11 protein-coding genes are annotated in these 17,338 nt (G+C 44.4%); 3 read left to right on the top strand and 8 right to left on the bottom strand.

Annotated elements, in window-relative coordinates; all coding sequences use genetic code 11:
- Positions 1 to 22: 22 nt before the first annotated feature.
- Genes AMBT_RS18960 through AMBT_RS18950 form a run of 3 tightly spaced genes read right to left on the bottom strand, consistent with a single transcriptional unit; the run spans position 23 to position 3,797 of the window.
- Positions 23 to 334 carry a helix-turn-helix domain-containing protein gene (locus AMBT_RS18960; RefSeq protein ID WP_013786267.1) on the bottom strand — a complete coding sequence of 104 codons (312 nt, stop codon included), beginning with the start codon at positions 332 to 334 and terminating at the stop codon, positions 23 to 25.
- On the bottom strand, positions 334 to 2,544 hold the full coding sequence (locus tag AMBT_RS18955; RefSeq protein WP_013786266.1) for a peptidase domain-containing ABC transporter: 2,211 nt from the start codon (positions 2,542 to 2,544) through the stop codon (positions 334 to 336). Before AMBT_RS18955 ends, AMBT_RS18960 begins: the two co-directional genes overlap by 1 nt.
- 2 nt (positions 2,545 to 2,546) lie before the next feature.
- Complete coding sequence (locus tag AMBT_RS18950) at positions 2,547 to 3,797, bottom strand: HlyD family secretion protein (RefSeq protein ID WP_041452625.1); 1,251 nt, start codon at positions 3,795 to 3,797, stop codon at positions 2,547 to 2,549.
- Between the two features lie 384 nt (positions 3,798 to 4,181).
- Between AMBT_RS18950 and AMBT_RS18945 the strand changes: the two genes are divergently transcribed.
- On the top strand, positions 4,182 to 5,348 hold the full coding sequence (locus AMBT_RS18945; RefSeq protein WP_417873852.1) for a hydroxymethylglutaryl-coenzyme A reductase family protein: 1,167 nt from the start codon (positions 4,182 to 4,184) through the stop codon (positions 5,346 to 5,348).
- A gap of 32 nt (positions 5,349 to 5,380) precedes the next feature.
- Entirely contained in the window at positions 5,381 to 5,728 is a 348-nt protein-coding gene (locus AMBT_RS23205; RefSeq protein ID WP_417873850.1) for a hydroxymethylglutaryl-coenzyme A reductase family protein, read from the top strand.
- A 221-nt stretch (positions 5,729 to 5,949) separates the two neighbouring features.
- Here AMBT_RS23205 and AMBT_RS18940 read toward each other — a convergent pair whose 3' ends face one another.
- The gene (locus tag AMBT_RS18940; protein ID WP_013786264.1) at positions 5,950 to 9,285 is read right to left on the bottom strand and encodes an amidohydrolase family protein; all 3,336 of its coding nucleotides are present in this window, start codon (positions 9,283 to 9,285) and stop codon (positions 5,950 to 5,952) included.
- Positions 9,286 to 9,674: 389 nt separating this feature from the next.
- On the opposite strand from AMBT_RS18940, the gene AMBT_RS18935 reads away from it, so the two are divergent.
- A complete protein-coding gene (locus tag AMBT_RS18935) occupies positions 9,675 to 11,801 on the top strand; it encodes a molybdopterin oxidoreductase family protein (protein WP_049791845.1) in 2,127 nt (708 codons plus the stop codon).
- 108 nt (positions 11,802 to 11,909) lie between these two features.
- On the opposite strand, the gene gorA is transcribed toward AMBT_RS18935, so the two are convergent.
- The 4 genes from gorA to AMBT_RS18915 form a co-directional block, all read right to left on the bottom strand.
- Positions 11,910 to 13,259, bottom strand: a complete 1,350-nt coding sequence (gorA, locus tag AMBT_RS18930; RefSeq protein ID WP_013786262.1) for a glutathione-disulfide reductase — start codon at positions 13,257 to 13,259, stop codon at positions 11,910 to 11,912.
- A gap of 212 nt (positions 13,260 to 13,471) precedes the next feature.
- Entirely contained in the window at positions 13,472 to 14,800 is a 1,329-nt protein-coding gene (nosR, locus tag AMBT_RS18925) for a response regulator c-di-GMP phosphodiesterase, NosR family (RefSeq protein ID WP_013786261.1), read from the bottom strand.
- Positions 14,797 to 16,497 carry a sensor histidine kinase gene (locus tag AMBT_RS18920; RefSeq protein WP_013786260.1) on the bottom strand — a complete coding sequence of 567 codons (1,701 nt, stop codon included), beginning with the start codon at positions 16,495 to 16,497 and terminating at the stop codon, positions 14,797 to 14,799. Before AMBT_RS18920 ends, nosR begins: the two co-directional genes overlap by 4 nt.
- Positions 16,494 to 17,318 carry a phosphate/phosphite/phosphonate ABC transporter substrate-binding protein gene (locus AMBT_RS18915; protein WP_013786259.1) on the bottom strand — a complete coding sequence of 275 codons (825 nt, stop codon included), beginning with the start codon at positions 17,316 to 17,318 and terminating at the stop codon, positions 16,494 to 16,496. The genes AMBT_RS18920 and AMBT_RS18915 overlap by 4 nt, the downstream gene beginning before the upstream one ends.
- Positions 17,319 to 17,338 lie beyond the last annotated feature (20 nt).

The raw sequence follows: 17,338 nt of genomic DNA, 5'->3' as shown, positions 1-17,338 counted from the left end.
GTGTAGTTAAAAAGGGTAGCGGTTAGGCCAACCTTAGGGGGTGGTAAATCGATCGAAAGCAACTTGCGATGAGCGCGGTGCGGCTGCTTATTTTCAGTTTTTTGTAGATGTTGGCGCAGTGGAACTTAACGGTGCGTTCGCTAATAAATAGCTCTGCTGCTATCGCTTTATTCGACAAGCCCTCCATGATCTTTCGCGCAACCTGAAGCTCGCGTTTAGACAGGGTGTCGATAGGAAGGGCATTACTGTTTAAGTTATCTACATGCTTAACGATTTGTTGACGCTCAATATCGGTGAGCAAGGGTGTAGATTCTCTAACTTCGGGCGTTATCATTATGAATCTCCTAGTGGGGTATTATTATTTTCTTCTACTACTTCAGAAGCTGGGCTGTGCTGCAGAGTGCCGTCTACCAACTGATAGACAGTATCTGCAAGGGCAATCGTTTGAGGGCGATGGGCAACCATTATTCGGGTAATATTGAGCGCCTTTAAATGGGTATTGATAATGTGCTCGTTGTGAATATCTAAATGGCTACTCGCCTCATCAAGAAACAAGATGTCGGGCTCTCTGTATAGCGCTCGCGCAAGCAGTAGCCGTTGTTTCTGACCACCACTTAAGCTACTTCCCATATCGCCGACCAACGAGTGATATTGCATAGGCATGGCACAAATTTCGTCATGGATACAGGCTAATTGGGCGGCACGTATAACCTTTTCTTGATTCGGTATCTCATCGAAACAACTAATGTTTTCAGCCATAGAGCCAGAAAGGCACATGTCTTCTTGCAATACAGACGCAATGACTGGGGAATGATTTGATGAAATTGTATTGTGACTAACCGTTCCATCAAACGGTGCATACAGGCCCATCAGGCATTTAAGTAAGGTGCTTTTTCCACTGCCGCTTGCACCAACGATGGCAATTATTTCCCCTGCGCTAACCGATAAGTTGAGGTTTTCAAAAATACATTTACACCCCTCACCATAGCGATAACTAAGGTTGTGGGCTTTTAAGTGAATAACTGGTGTATTTGAAGCGATTTCATGGGAAGAGGTCGCACCTGAGACTGAAGGTACGTTTGTATAGGGGCTAGATTGTTGTGACAGTACTGTGGTTTCAGCAGGCTCTGTTAGTACAATATCGCTCAAACGAGAAAAGTGTACGGCCAGCATTCGCAATTCGATAAATTTCGACACTAGGCCGTCTACTGCGGCAGTGAATTTGGTTTTGTAAGCGATGAAGGCAAGCATCATTCCTACCGTCAGCATATTATCCATTACCAAAGATGCCGCAATAAAGATTACAACGATGTTTTCAATACCAAATAAAATCTGGTTTACCGCATCGCTTCCAATATTGAGTTTTCCCAGACTAATGTCTTTATTCAAAGTGGCGACTAACTTGTTTTGCCACTGACTATGGCGCTGGGATTCTTGATGGTAGACACGAATAGGCAGCATACCCCGAACACTTTCCATAAAGTGGCTTTGCTCGGTGGCGCCTAACGCAATTTTCTCTGTTGTGAGTCGCTTAGTGACAGGTATTAACGCGATGCGAAAAAGTAGATATATTGCCACTACTAGCACCACACACAATGTAAGCTTAACGGAATAAAGGGCCATCACGACGAGCGTGATAATGGCCAATACGCCATCGAGAAATGCAGTCACAAGCCCCGTAGTGAGGAACTCACGAATATGTGCGAGGGAACCAAATCGAGACACCACATCGCCCACGTGCCTTTTGGCGAAAAAATCCAGCGGTAGAGAGAGTAAATGTTGAAAGACGGAAGCCGACATTTGAAGTTGAAGCCTGCTTGATACAGCAAGGATCAGAAAGCGCCGCAACACTCTGGTGAAGATGCTTATCAGTAGCAAAAAAGTAAACCCAATAGCAAGCGCGGTTAATAATGCTTGGTTCCCTTGCAATAACACATCATCGACCACGGTTTGCACGTAATAAGGAGAGGCTAAAGCGAACAGTTGAAGTAATGCAGACAGCGCCAGCAAGGTCGCTAAATTACGTTTAAACCCTACCGTGCGAGTAAAGAAGTTTCTTAGCTTTAGTAAAGGCCTTGCGGGTGGTGGCGAAAAATTGTCTTTAGGCGTAATTTCTAACGCTATTCCCGTTAGGTGTTTACTCGCCTCATCAAAGGTGAAAGTGCGTTTGCCAATACTCGGGTCGTGTATGGTTAATCGCTCTTGCTTTACCTTAGTCAGCACAACAAAATGACGCATATCCCAGTGCAGAATTGCTGGCAGGGTTAGTTGAGATAAATCTTGTGGCTCAACTTTTAGTGCGCGACATTGAAATGCCATTTGCTGCGCAATATCCATAATATCTTTAAGCGTGATGCCGCGAAGTGAAACGCTAATGTGCTGGCGAAGGTGGGTCATATCCCGTTTGTCGCCATAATACTGCGCCACCATACTCACACAGGCCAAGCCACATTCAGCAGCTTCAGTTTGAAGCACTACCGGCACTTTGTTTTTAGGTGACAAAGCGCTGAGTACAGGTGAGGTAAATCCGTGAGCAATAGTCATAATTACAACCTTTTCGTGACGCTTAGCAGCGGCTCTAAAATCCATTCCAGTAAGCTACGCTGGCTAAGCGCTACGTCTGCTGAAAACGTCATTCCAACCTTAAGCATGACCGGGTTTCCATAGGCAATAATGGCGTCGCTATTTACTCGAGCGGTAACCAAATAAGCCGGTTCGCTCACGGTTAAAGGCGCGTTCGCCCACTCACCTGGCAGTAAAATAGTTTCGGAGATGCTAATTATCTGTCCTTCTTGCAAACCAAATTTCTGATAAGGAAAAGCATCGTATCGAATAGCGAGCTGTTGCCCATTAGCGATAAAGCCGGCGGCGCGCACGGGTACTAACAATCGTGCTTCAATCGGGGAATTTTCTGGAAGTAAGCTGAGTAGTGGTCTGTTTTGATCGACCATTAACCCAGCACTAGCTTGCAAGCTTGAAACCACACCATTTTGCGTTGCATAAAGAATTCGCTGGCGATCACGATTTAACGTCAGTAACTGTTGGTTGATATCACTGAGTTGGTTTTCATGTACGGTGCGCTCATTGGCTTGAATCTGGGGTAAACCGGCAATTTCATGTGTCAGTCGGCTTACTTCAGCTTCGCTTTTCAGGTTATTTCGCTCAGCTTGTTTCCATTGTTGCTGGCTACTTAAAAGCTCAAGCTTATAGCTATCGAAATCTGCGTTACTCACATGGCCAGCATTGCGTAACACTTCAAGTGACGTAAATTGATTGTGTGCTAACTGCCACTGTTGATAAGAAATCGCTAAAATATGGCGTATTGTTTCAGCATCTTTTTGCGCGTGTTGAAGTTGCTTTAATAACTGTGCATTGTTGCTTTTATGAATACTAATGGTGCGCGCCAACGAGTCGCTTATCCGCTTTCTCTTAGCGAGAAGCTCTTGTTGCAGTTTTAGCTCTACGGTTTCGCCTTGTGGCTGCTGAACCCCGTATTCAATCGACAATAATGGCTCGCCTTTTTTAACTTTTTGGCCCTCGCTGACATACACTTGTGATATGCGGCCTTTTCGGGCGTCGGCGTACAGCCTTAGTACGCCATGGGAGGGCTCTAACCATCCTTCTACAGTGGCTTTTCGGGCATAGCTACCCGTTGTGAGATATATCCCCACACCCACTATCCATAAAAGTAGTATTGCCGTTATCCCCATATGGGATGCTCGAGGCGTCATCAATAGATCGCCTTGAAATGGCGAGGTAGGCTGCATTGCCTGATGACGGAATAGTCCTTTTCTCATAACAGTTCATCCCATGAAATTAAAAAAAATGGTATTCAGTTGCCATTTCCCTATGGACATAGCGCTTAATCAGCAATCGATGCGTTTTAAACAGCGAAAACCTGAATACCGACAAGAGGTCTTGGGTAAAGCCTTGACGATGTAAACGTTAGATGAAGGCGCTTCGGTATACCGAATAAAGCGAAGTCAGGGCGTTTGCTGCCCTTTATTCATAGGGTGTTGGCGCAAAATTTAATGAAGTTTTGATGAAATGGCTCAAATTTAAATGTGGTTAAAAATTGATGGAAATGCAAAAGGTTAGTGATACTGTACAAAGGTTGTACTATAAAAAAGTAGTGTACTTAATTCACGCAGTGGCTTAACCAAAACGGAATAGGAACTCACATGTTTGTACCAAGTATTTTACTCAAGCAGCTATATACTCATGGAAGCCTAACCAAAACTGACAACGGCGTTTCCTTTGCACTTAAAAACCGTTTAAAAGATGCCACACTAAAAGAGCTGAAATGGATTTCATTTGATGGCGAGAAAGTCCCTAGTCACAAAATTTCTATTCAAAGTAGCAACGATAGCGATATCAGCTTCAAAGCACTTAACGATGCGGGGGGCATGCCATTTTCATTACGACAAGTCATTACCGTACACCTAGAACTGAATGAAGAAGTCAGCCCTGAAAAACGTAAAATTGGTATTTGTTTTTCAGCGTCACCTTTTGGAAAGCTTAAATTTGAAGTAGAAGATAATGTGACTTCTCCTACCAATCGCAAGTTGCATATTCCCCGTGACGATCACGACGATTATGGCGATAAAATCATTAAGCAGCGTCAGTCATACTTTGAAAGTTTTACTGGCGCCAAAATCGATCATGTTGGCAAGTACTCGGTCGATCCAGACAAATTGAAAGGTAATATTGAGCATTTTATTGGTGTAGCTCAGGTGCCCATTGGCATTGCAGGGCCACTAACTATTGATGGCGAACACGCGAAGGGCGATTTTGTTGTGCCAATGGCCACCACAGAAGGCACCTTGGTTGCCTCGTATAATCGGGGCATGAAGCTGCTTAATATGAGTGGTGGGGTAAAGGCTACGGTGGTAGATGATGCCATGCAGCGAGCTCCGGTTTTCATTTTTAGCGATGCCCGCGGGGCAAGAGATTTTGTTACTTGGGTAAACCAAAACATCAGCAAAATTCGCGAAGAGGCTGAAGCAACCTCGAGCATTGCCAAGCTCACTTATATTGACCACTTCTTATCAAACAAATTTGCGTTTTTGCGTTTCAACTATTTAACCGGTGATGCGGCAGGGCAAAACATGGTGGGGCGGGCTACTTTTGCGGCGTGCGGGTGGATTTTAGATAATTATGAAGGTGTTGAAAACTTCTACTTAGAGTCTAACTTTGCTACCGATAAAAAAGCCTCGCAAATAAATATTATGCGTACTCGTGGTAAACGGGTAACCGCAGAGGCCACGATAAAGCGTGAGCATTTACTGCAAATTATGCGAGTAGAGCCTAAAAGCAAATTGATTATCACGGCAGGGTGGCTGGGGTAGGCTCGTTTCTGTCTGGGGTGAATAATACAGGCTTGCATTCACCTAATGGTATCACCGCCATGTTTATTGCTACGGGGCAAGATGTTGCGAACGTAGCGGAATCATCGGCTGCTATTATGTATTCAGAGCTTACTGATGAAGGCGATTTGTATGTGTCTATTACTATTCCTTCGTTAATAGTGGCCACCTATGGTAGTGGCACTGGAATGGGCACTCAGCGTGAGTGCTTAGAACTTATCGATTGCTATGGCAAAAACAAGGTGTATAAATTCGCCGAAATCGTTGCCTCGGTAGCCTTAGCGGGAGAAATCTCTTTAGCCTCAGCCATTAGCTCATCAGATTGGGTGTCGTCTCACGAACAATACGGACGCAACCGCTGACGGGGACAATACGAAGTGTGGGGCACACAAACACAGGCACGCCGTAAATCCATCCCTGGAGGCTCCTCCCCGGCATCCCTGCCGGGGAGGGCCTGCTTATTGTGTGCCCCACACTTCTAATACAGACCTAGCTCCCAATAAACCCATCAATGGGGATCTGTAAGCATAAAAAAGCCGGCGATTTACGCCGGCTTGATAAGTGCTAATAACTCATTAGATTATTAGTGTTTCCAATGGAAGTGATGTACTTTCGCGTCAATGGCTTCCGCGGTGGTTCTTGGCATAAAGGTGGCGTTGTTTTCTTCGAAGAAGAAAGGGGAACGCTTGGTTTTACTGCCCACTTCGTTCATGGTGGCAGCTTCGTATACACGGCCGTTAAGTACGGTGAATTCCACATATTCACTGCGGCGTAAGTCTGCTAATACATCGCCGTCAATTACGACTAAATCAGCCAATTTACCTTTTTCAATACTGCCGATGTCGTTACCCATACCTAGGTGTTTTGCGCCATCGATAGTACCGCCGCGTAATGCTTCCCATGCGGTGAAACCGCCTTGTTGCATTATCCACAGTTCCCAGTGGGCGGCTAAGCCTTCACGTTGGCCATGAGCGCCAATATGTACACTAACCCCATTATCTCGAAGCTCTTTGGCGTAGCTAGCTACGTTTTGGTGGTTGTACTGGTTATCAGGCGCGGTAGGGCGTCTTATAGAGCGGCTATGCAACATGGTGGCTGGTGTATAGCGAAGTAAGCGTGGGTTCTTCCAAACTTCGGTACGGTCGTACCAATACTCTTCACCCATCATGCCGCCGTAAGAAACCACAAATGTAGGTGTGTAACCAAACTCGGTGGCTTTCCATAACTGGGTTACATCACTATAACCGCGCTCTATAGGCAAGCTGTGTTCTAATCCTGTATGGCCATCGACCAACATGGTTAGGTTTTGCTGAAACTTACCACCACCCTCAGGCACTACCATCATGTCTTGATTTTTCGACGCCCATAACACTTGTTGGCGTTGATCGCGACGTGGTTGGTTGTAGCTTTTCACCGAAATTGCGCCGCTTTCTTTTAAGCGTTCTACGTGAAAGTACGCATCTTCGTAGTTATTGATGATAGCTTTGTAGCCTAGGCCTTCTGCGCCGTACAAAATAGTACCGGTAGAGTAAATACGCGGTGCCACTATATCGCCTTTACGCTGAAGTTCAGAGGCGGCAAAAATCTCTGTGGTATCGTTTGATGGGTCATGAATGGTGGTAACACCAAAGGCCACATTCGAGTATTGGCTCCAGTTTTTATCTGGAATAATCTCATTCCTGCCTTGTGCGCCATGAGCATGAGTATCAACTAACCCGGGAATAATGGTTTTGCCACTGGCATCTATTTGCATAGCGCCTTCAGGAATAGCAATATCTCCGCGTTTGCCCACAGCTTCAATACGATTATCTTTAATGATAATAACGCCGTCTTCAATCACTTCTTGGGTGTTGTCGGCATCACGCATGGTCACGACTTTTCCACCAATTAAGGCTTTGTAACCGCTTGGTTTATCGGCATCGGTAGTGAACGATAAATTAATACCATCGGCCACAGGGTCGGGCAGGGTTTCTGGCGCGCCATCTACAAACGCAAAAGCTTCTTTAAGCGAGCGACTGTAGAACGTGGGGCCATTAAACCAGCTCACCGTTTCATTATCCGGCGACCATGTTAAGTACTCACCGGCTTTAGATGAAAGCTGAGTAACCGGCAGTGAAGTCATGTTAGGGCCAATAGTTACTTTCTTACCATTTTCCACAAACGGGGTGACGAAGGTTTTAAATTGGTAAACGAAAGCTACCCATTTTTTATCATGTGAAAGTTTGTACTCACTTACATCATCAGCGCCGTATAAATGCGTTCGCTTATCGTTTCCTTGCAAGTTAACACTTGAAAGTTGTGTTTCTCGATACGGCGTGCCGCCTACCGATTCGGTGAAATACACCCGTGAATTGTCGTCTGCAAAGTGTGGGTTAATACCCCCATCAGACACTTTCTTTTCGGTTTTTCTATCAAGGTCTGCTACATAAATACCAGGGTCCACCGAGTATTTAGGGTCAAGTAAATAGCCGCCAGTAAACTTGCGGTACACCACCTTTTCACGATCACTTGAGAATGATGGTTCTATATAATGGCCAGGTTGCTTGGTAATCACTTTACCTTTACCGCCACGGGCAGAAACAATGCGTACTGACCCTAATTCATCATCATTCCACGTGGTGTAAACAATGGCTTTACCGTCGTTAGAAAAACGCGGGTAATATTCGCCATGGTCATTTTGCTTAGTCAGGCGTTTCATCTTGCCCGACTTTACGTCTTTAACGTAAAGCTTTCCTAATGCTTGAAACAAGAGTGTTTTACCGTCAGGCGACATTTGCGACCAGCGAATCATGTTTACATCAAATTCATCCGGTGCCACATCTACATCAAAGCGAAGTGCATCCGCATATTGAAGGGTAGCTTCTACGTTAATGTTAATATCTGAGATAGTCTTATCGTCGATATTGATGCTATGGAAAGTACCACCTGTCCAATACACAATGGCTGATGAATCTGGCATCCAGTCGAAGTAGGCGAAGTAACCTTCAGAGCCAAAACCTTCTTGCATGTCACGTTCAAGTTCTGTGGTAAGCGGTGTTTCTTCACCGGTTTTAATATCTTTTAAAAACAGAGCGGTTTTTTCTTTTACCCGGCGAACAAACGCAACGTATTTACCATCCGGTGATGGTGTAGGCACCACTGCACCGCCGGTGCCACTGATGTAACGGCTTTCATCACCATTTTCACGGTCGAATCGGGTAATAGCGAATATGCCACCTAAAGGATCACGGTTATAGTCGAAACGACTCCCAGGCACTGTGTTCTCTGTGAAGTAAATATGTTTACCGTCGTGAGAAAAAACGGGGTCAGCTATGTTTTGCTGGTCTTTTTTACCATGATTACGGGCTTTAATTTGCAAGCCGTCGCCACCGGTATTGTGATACATCCAAATTTCACCTGCAGGAATGCTGCGGCTAGACATAATGCCTTTGGATACCAGCAAGTATTCACCATCGGGGCTCCATTTAGGAGAGTGAATAAGGTTGTTCTTTTCTTTGGTCACTTGGCGTAGGTTTTCACCATTGCTGTCCATTATCCAAAGATTATTAATGCCATCGCGGTCAGAAATAAACGCAATCTTTGAACCATCCGGTGAAATACTTGGGTGTATATTCCATGCGAAATCTTGCGTGATCGGTGTGGCATCGCCGCCATCAATATTTACTTTGTAAATATCACCTAGCATATCGAACACCATGTACTTGCCATTCGGGGCTATATCCAAGCTAGACCAAGTGGTTTCGGTGGTGTTGATTGTAACTTCATTAAGTGCAAATGGCGGGTTACTTACATCCCATTTTTCTTCATTAATCGTTGCATCTTTTTTAATGTCGTCAGCTGCATGCGTAGAGTAGGTGGTGCTTAAGCCCAAGGCGCTCACAAGTGTGACGGCTAATAAGCTTTTTGTTGTTTTTATCATAATGAGTTTCCAATTGCTTGAAATGCGTTTTCTGTCTATTGATGAGTATGCCCGTGAGCGTCCCACCTAATTGTAAATTTGTCGTTAACTTTAACCTAAAATGGTGGGGTGCTACCTGACTTATGAGATTTTACGCATAAATCTAACGACCAAACTACAGTTTTACCACCCACCCGTCTATTTATCCATCACTCACGATGATGCTTGTCTATAAGATGGATAAACGCTAATTTTGCAACAAGCTGTTAACAAAATTTGTGTGGGTGCTGTACATGGTTAATTCAGAGCAAAACGTGGCCAATTCAAAGCAAAACGTGGCCAATTCAAAGCAAAGCGGGGTTAGCCCAAAACAAAAACTCCATTATTCAACCTGTACGCTTTGCGAAGCGATGTGCGGCATTGAAGTTGCCACGCAGGGCAAGCGCATACTATCCATCAAGGGAGATAAAGATAATCCTTTTAGTGCCGGCCACATATGCCCCAAAGCCAGTGCGCTGAAAGATTTATATGATGACCCGGATAGGTTAAAACGACCGGTCAAAAAGGTAGGCGACGAGTGGCAGGAAATACCGTGGAGTGAGGCCTTTGATTACGTTGCTGAAAAACTTCACCATACACAGTCTACGCATGGAAAAGATGCCGTTGGCGTCTATCTTGGTAATCCGAATGCCCACAACATGGGGGCTATTTTGTTCGGCCCTTATTTTTATCGCGCACTTGAGTCACACAATAGATACTCTGCCACCTCGGTGGATCAGCTCCCTCATCATATTGTTAGTCGTAGGCTGTTTGGGCATATGTCGCAAATTCCTATTCCAGATATCGATCACACCCAACACTTTGTGATTATCGGTGGCAACCCCCTTGCTTCCAATGGCAGCATCATGACAGTGCCCAACGTTAAAAAACGCTTAAAAGGCGTGCAAAAACGCGGCGGTAAAGTAGTGGTTATCGACCCTAAACGCACAGACACTGCTGATTTAAGCTGCGAGCATCATTTTATTCGCCCAGGCAGCGACGTATTGCTATTACTTGCTATGTTACATGTAGTATTTGAAAAGCAATTGCATAGTGCAGAAGCGCTTTTACCTTACGCCGAAGATTTACTTGATGTTGAAGGCTATGTAAAAGACTTTTCGCCCGAAACCGTTAGCAAACAAACCGGTATTGAAGCGTCACAGATAATCCAACTAGTAACCGATTTCTGTGCTGCTGAATCGGCTGTATGTTACGGACGCATGGGCGCGAGTGTGCAAGCATTTGGCACACTCACTCAATATCTCATTATGCTGTTTAACATGTTGACCGGAAACTTAGATAGACAAGGGGGGATGATGTTTACCCAGCCTGCTGCCGATATTTTACCGGTATCAAGCAGGGGCAGCATGTCAGGCTATAGTTCAAGGGTAAGAGGTTTACCAGCTTTTGCAGGTGAATACCCAGTAGCATGTTTAGCAGAAGAAATATTAACGCCTGGTGAAGGCCAAATTAAGGCCATGGTCATCGGTGCTGGTAATCCGGTGGTAACAACGCCGAATACCGAGCAGCTGGAACGTGCCTTTTCACAACTCGATTTTATTGTGTCTGTGGACTTCTACATTTCTGAAACCTCTCGGCATGCAGATATTATATTACCTCCCGTTACGCCATTAGAGCGGGATCACTATGATGTGGTTTTTCATAATTTTGCGGTAAGAAACTACGCTACCTATTCTGAGGCAGTGGTAGACAAAGACGATGATCAATTAACAGATTGGCAGATATATCTATCACTGGCAGAGCGCCTAGATAAATTAAATGGCAAAAGTACCGCGCACTATCAAACACTATGGCAAAAACAGCCAAAAGGTGTGATAGACGATTTATTAAAAAGCGGCCGATACGGGGCCCATGCTAGTGCAAATATCAGTGCCAAGGAAAACGCTAACGGCATTGGTAATGAAGGCTACAACTTGTCGCTAGATAAGCTGAAAGCGCATCCACATGGCATCGACCTTGGGCCGTTGCAACCTGCACTGCCTGACGCTATTTTTCATGAGAATAAAAAAATAGACTTAAATTTTAATTACTTTATGTCAGATATTGCCCGCGTGAAGACGCATTTTTTCGACCAGAAGCGCAACGAAAATCAAATAGTATTGATTGGCAGGCGCCATATTAAGACGAACAATTCTTGGTTACATAATAGCCCTAGAATGGTGAAGGGAAACAATCGCTGTACGCTACAGTTACACCCCATAGATGCCGCTGAATATGATGTAAACGAAAGCGATAGGGTTAAAGTCACGTCAAGAGTGGGAGAGCTATTGGTAGAGGCAGAAATTGCCGATTCTATTATGCCAGGCGTGGTCTCTATTCCCCATGGTTGGGGGCACAATAAGAAGGGAATAAAACTGGGTGTCGCTAGCCAATACCCTGGTGTTAATACCAATATACTGACAGACGAAATGCAGGTAGATACTCTGTCGGGTAATGGTGTATTAAACGGTGTGCCTGTTACGTTAGAAAGAATGTAAAAGTAAGGCGATAATCAACATATTGATTATCGCCTTTCATTTTCCAAGTACGTTAAAAGTACGCTAGCGTTTTACTAAGCTTGGCTAACCTGAGCTTAGTTGGACGACCTAGGTCATAGTAACGTATTCTTCAGCACTAGTAGGGTGAATGGCCACACATGCATCAAAATCGGCTTTGGTGGCGCCCATTTTTATGGCTACTGCAAAGCCTTGTAGAATTTCATCCATACCATGGCCAATACCGTGAAGGCCAACCACTTTTTCATCTTCGCCTGCACACACCAATTTCATTTTGGTCATTTGACGATGACGAGTTACTGCAGTGTACATAGAGGCGAAACTTGATGAGTACACTTTAACCTTATCCTCACCATATTCTGCAATGGCTTCTGGTTCAGTTAAACCCATGGTGCCAATAGGCGGGTGGCTAAATACTACGGTGGGGATCATGGAGTAATCCATGTGCGCGTCTTCTTGGCCATTGAATAAACGTTCGCTTAGTAAGCGGCCTGCTTTTACTGCCACTGGCGTCAATTCGGCTTCACCAGTAATATCACCCACAGCATAGATGTTCTTGGCTGTCGTGTTTTGGTACTTATCTACTTTCACGGTGCCATTTTCAGAAAGCTCAACATCAGTATTTTCAATCGCTATCACATCGGTGGATGGTTCGCGGCCAATGGCCCAAATTAGGCAGTCTGCTTCAAGGACTTCACCATTTGTAAGATGAATTGAAAGGTGCTTACCTTCACCGCGTTCTACTTTTTCAACGCTGGCGTGGTTGTGTAATGTGCAGCCTTCAGCATGAATCATATCAACCAAGGTTTCGTGAATAATAGGGTCGAAGTTACGTAACGGAGCATGTTTACGCACTACTAAGTGGGTTTCTGTACCCAAGCTATGCAATACGCCAGCAAGCTCAACGCCAATGTAACCTGCACCTACTACAACCGCTTTTTTAGGTTGTTCTTTTAGTGCAAAGAAGCCATCTGAGTTAATACCGTGCTGAGCGCCAGGAATATCAGGAATGACAGGGCGGCCACCAGTGGCAATGGTAATATGGTCTGCGGTATAGGTTTCACCATCCACTTCAATAGTGTTGTTATCTACAAACTTAGCAAAACCACGAATAAGGGTTACGTCGTTAGCCGTAAGTGCGCGATCATAGGATGCATGAATGCGTTCGATATAAGCTTGGCGGCTGGCAATTAGGCTATCCCAACTGAAGTGGTTTACAGTGATATCAAAACCATATTCTGGTGCGTAGCGGTGAATAGCTTCGGCAACTTGTGCGCCGTACCACATGGCTTTTTTAGGCACACAGCCTACGTTAACGCAGGTGCCGCCAATATCTTTAGCTTCAATAATGGCTGCTTTTTTACCATGCTTGGCGGCACGGTTTGCAGACGCAATGCCGCCACTCCCGCCGCCTATGCAGATATAATCAAAATGTTTCATGTTAACCGCCTTATTATCCGTTAGGCCTAAAATTGTCATTTATTGTGACACGAAATTGAAGGAATACACACTGTATACGCGTTTAAGAGACCGAGGTGCAAGGTAGAAGATTTCATTATCGTGGGTATCTGTTACAAAAAACAAAGAAGCGCTAATTGCCTTAGTGCCTCTTTATACCGGCTTTATGGGTACCTCCACAGCTACACTTAAGATCAGGTGTCTTGAGGCGCAGCCCCTTCTTCGGTTTCATCTAACGGCGTATCTGGCTCAATCAAAATACTGAATGCACGACGTCGCTCTTCTTCAAATTGAGTTAGCTTTTGAATAGTGGCGTCGGTGAAAGTATGCCCTTCAGGCAGTATAAGGATATGGCTATCATTATATAAATTTTTAGCTAATACCATGCCCGCTTTTAGCTGCGAAGCTTTCATCGTGTTGTAAATGTATTTTGATGTGCTCACATCGTCATCTGCAAGTAAGAAGGATAAAATCTCACCGTCATACCGCGTGTTGGTATGTTTTTTCATTTCGGCTTTGGCATCCCGCGGTGTCATTTCTTCACCGCTCATTCGGCCAGTGACTAAGCGCCAGTAATCTCTAGCTATTGAGACTATACGGGCACCTATGGGAATTTCTTTCGCCACCACATTACGGGGGCCAGCACCGTTATAATGCTCGAATTGAAATTCAATCATGTCTGACACTGGCTGTAATTCAGTGGCTGGCGCGAGCATGAGCGCAGCTTGTTTAGTTTGGTCTAAGTAGTTCTGTTGTTGTTGATACTTAAGCTTCGAGAACGGGGCTAGAAAATCGTCGGTATTTAGCCCTAGCAAGCCAAGTTCACAAATGAGTCCTGCGTAGCGCACTCGCTTAACGTCCTCAGGGCTTAGTTGAAGGTATTTGGCTAGCTTAGTGGCAAGCTCACTTACTTCAATAGCAAATTTGCCGTCTATGTTGGGGTTAATGCTAATAACATTAAACAGTACCTGTTCCATTGCAAGATTATGTTTTTCAATCTTGTTCAACGCTGCTTTAATTTGGCGCGTACGCTTATGAACCATTTGCTCAAGCGATGTGTTCACTTCTTTTAATTTACGGTTTTGCAGACGTGTTAATTTTTGCAACCGAGTATTTTCATTTTTTAATTTTACCCGTTCTAACCCATCTTCAATGGCAGATATAAGCTCTTTATTGTCCCAGGGCTTTTGTAAATAACGATGAATTTTTCCCTCGTTAACCGCTTTAATAGTAGATTCTATATCGGCATAACCGGTTAGCACCAACCGATAACTTTCAGGGTACAACTCTGCGACTTGTTGCAGTAATTCAGCGCCAGACATTTGTGGCATTTTCATGTCGGAAATGATCACATGAACCTCATTTTCTTTCATGATCTCTAATGCTTTTGCGCCACTGTCAGCCAGCAATAAATTAACTTTCAAAGAAAAGAGCGCGCGCTTAATGGCGCGAAGAATATTAGGTTCATCGTCGACAAATAAAACAGTGTACACGTCGGCGTTTTGGTCAGTGGTATCATTCATAGTGAATCGTCCTGAAAAGAATCTTCGGCGTTGTCATCTAACGGGTTATGTATTGGTAGGCATAACGTGAAACAGCTTCCTTCCCCATCTTTACTTGATGCATGGAGAGTGCCGCCGTGCTCTTGAGCAATGCCGAAAGAAATAGAAAGTCCAAGTCCGGTGCCTTGCCCTTCTGGTTTAGTAGTGAAGAACGGATTAAATAATTTATCTAGATGACTCGGCTCAATACCACATCCAGTGTCTTGTACGCTAAGCTCGATGTAGCCATCTAGTTCCCGCGTCGTAATGGTAATGGTGCCCTGAGCGCCAGTGCTTTCAATTGCTTGGCCAGCATTAATAAGCAGGTTGGTCACCACTTGCGAAATTTTACCCATGTTCATCATGATATGGGGAATCGACCCTAAATGGGTTTCTACGCTACATATGTATTTTAGCTGGTTGTTTACCATCGCTAGGGTGGTGCGAACACAATCATTTAAGTTGTAAGATTGCATTTCATCACTGTCTACGCGCGAGAACAGTTTTAGCCCTTTAACTATTTCGGCAACCCGAATTAGGCCGTCCTTCGAATCGGTGATGAGTTCAGAGATGTCGCTGTTGATAAATTCCATATCTTGCTGCTGTATAATATTGCGCAGCTGTTTTATCGCTTCATCCTGATGAGTATCGGTATCTTTTAAAAGCACATCATTAAGCTGTTGGAAAATCATTTGGTAGGTTGCTACATACTCACTGAGGGTATGCATATTACTATTCACAAACCCTATCGGGTTATTGATTTCGTGCGCTACACCCGCGGCCAATTGGCCAACTGATGCCATTTTTTCTGCTTGTAACAATTGAACCTGTGCTTCTTTTAGGTCTTTATTTGCTTCTTCAAGCTGGAAGTTTTTTTGATTTAACAACGAGGTACGCTGTTTTACTTTCACCTCCAACAAGCTATTTAGTTCTTTAAGTTCACCTTCAACGCGCTCGCGATGAATATTTTCGTCTTTTAAAAGCTCAACCAATTGATTAAACGCTTCAGCCAGCTCGCTGAGTTCATCTTTGCCGCGCACTTTTACAGAGATATCTTGGTAATTTTTATCTTTGACCGCTGCTCCTAAATGCCTAGCACCTGCGCGTAGTTGTTTTAACTGCGACATTAAGTACGACCCAAGCAAGAATGAGCACAATGCAATAAGGGCAAGTTCTATGGCGGCGAGTGTTAATGTCCAAGTACGTACCCGATTTACCGACTGGTTAATAGAGTCAACATCAAGGCCTATTTCCACTCTGCCATATAAGGTCTCGCCAACTTTAATATCAGCAGCGGTATCGTATATACCATCTGTCGCACTCATTACATCACTGTCTAGCTGGAAGGGGTGGTTGAGCGCCTCTGGTTCACCTTTTTCCACATATACATTGTTGTTGTTATCGAGAACTCGAACATAACTGATATTAGGGTTTGAAAGGATTTCAGTAGCATCTGCCTCTAGCGAAGCGAGGTCGTAGCTTAAAAAAGCATTTTTTGCGGTGGACACAAACAGGTTGGTAGCAGTTTGAGCAGACGTATCAACACTGGTGTCGACTAAGTCATTTAATAGTTTAAATACGGTTGTGATAAGAATTAAAAACAAAATGGCAGCAATAAGTGCTACCCCAACAATAGTTTTGGTTCGTAGCGATAACGAGAGCAACGCTTCTTTTTTCACAATTGCGGCCTTGCCAATGAGGTAATGCCCAAGGCTCGTACGTCGTCCCAATCTTCATCTGCTGACGACATAAAGCCTTTAAAGCCAATATTTTTCAATAGCTGATGATTGTCTTTATCCTCTGACAGAGTAAGCAGCGCATCCAATAGTGCCTCTCTTTGAGTTTTAGTTATTCGAGGATGGGTTGCTATTGCATGAGGGGTATACCCATCACTTTCCCATAAAACACGAAAAGCACTGCGTGTATTTTCATCAACGCCATTTAAGGTTCTTATTATACCGCCACCCGCGTTAAAAAAGCCTCTTTGTACATTAAGATACACCGAGTCATGAGAATGCACATAGCGTGGCGTAAAAATAACGCCCTGCTGTTTCAAATACGCACTAGGAATAATAGTAGCAGCAAATGCGGCAGGAGAGGGGAAGGCTATTTGTTTACCATTAAGATCGTCAAGTGACGTAATAGTGCTGTTAGCATTCACGACAACAATGCCTTTAATTCGCTTGTCTTTTTGGCGAGCCAGCGCGCGATAGCCAACCGAGTCATTAAATACCACAAAGTGGAAAGGGTTCATGTAGGCAATATCGTACTCACCCTCGGCCAGCCTTTGTTCGAAGGTTGGTATATCTTTCGCTATTTTAAACACCACATCAATGTCGGCATGTTCAGAGATATAGTTGATAAGCGGTTGCCAGGTTTCAGCAAGCTTCTTCGCAGACTGTTGTGGCACTATGCCAAGCGTTAACGTATTGCATGCACCAAAAGAGGCGAACAATGCGAGTGCAAAAAAAGCAAATATACGACGTGCAGCTTGAAACATTGATTTTTTCACTATGATTC

This window comes from Alteromonas naphthalenivorans (genome assembly GCF_000213655.1).
Classification (GTDB): Bacteria; Pseudomonadota; Gammaproteobacteria; order Enterobacterales; family Alteromonadaceae; genus Alteromonas; species Alteromonas naphthalenivorans.
This window is presented reverse-complemented; position numbering and strand designations above follow the sequence as displayed.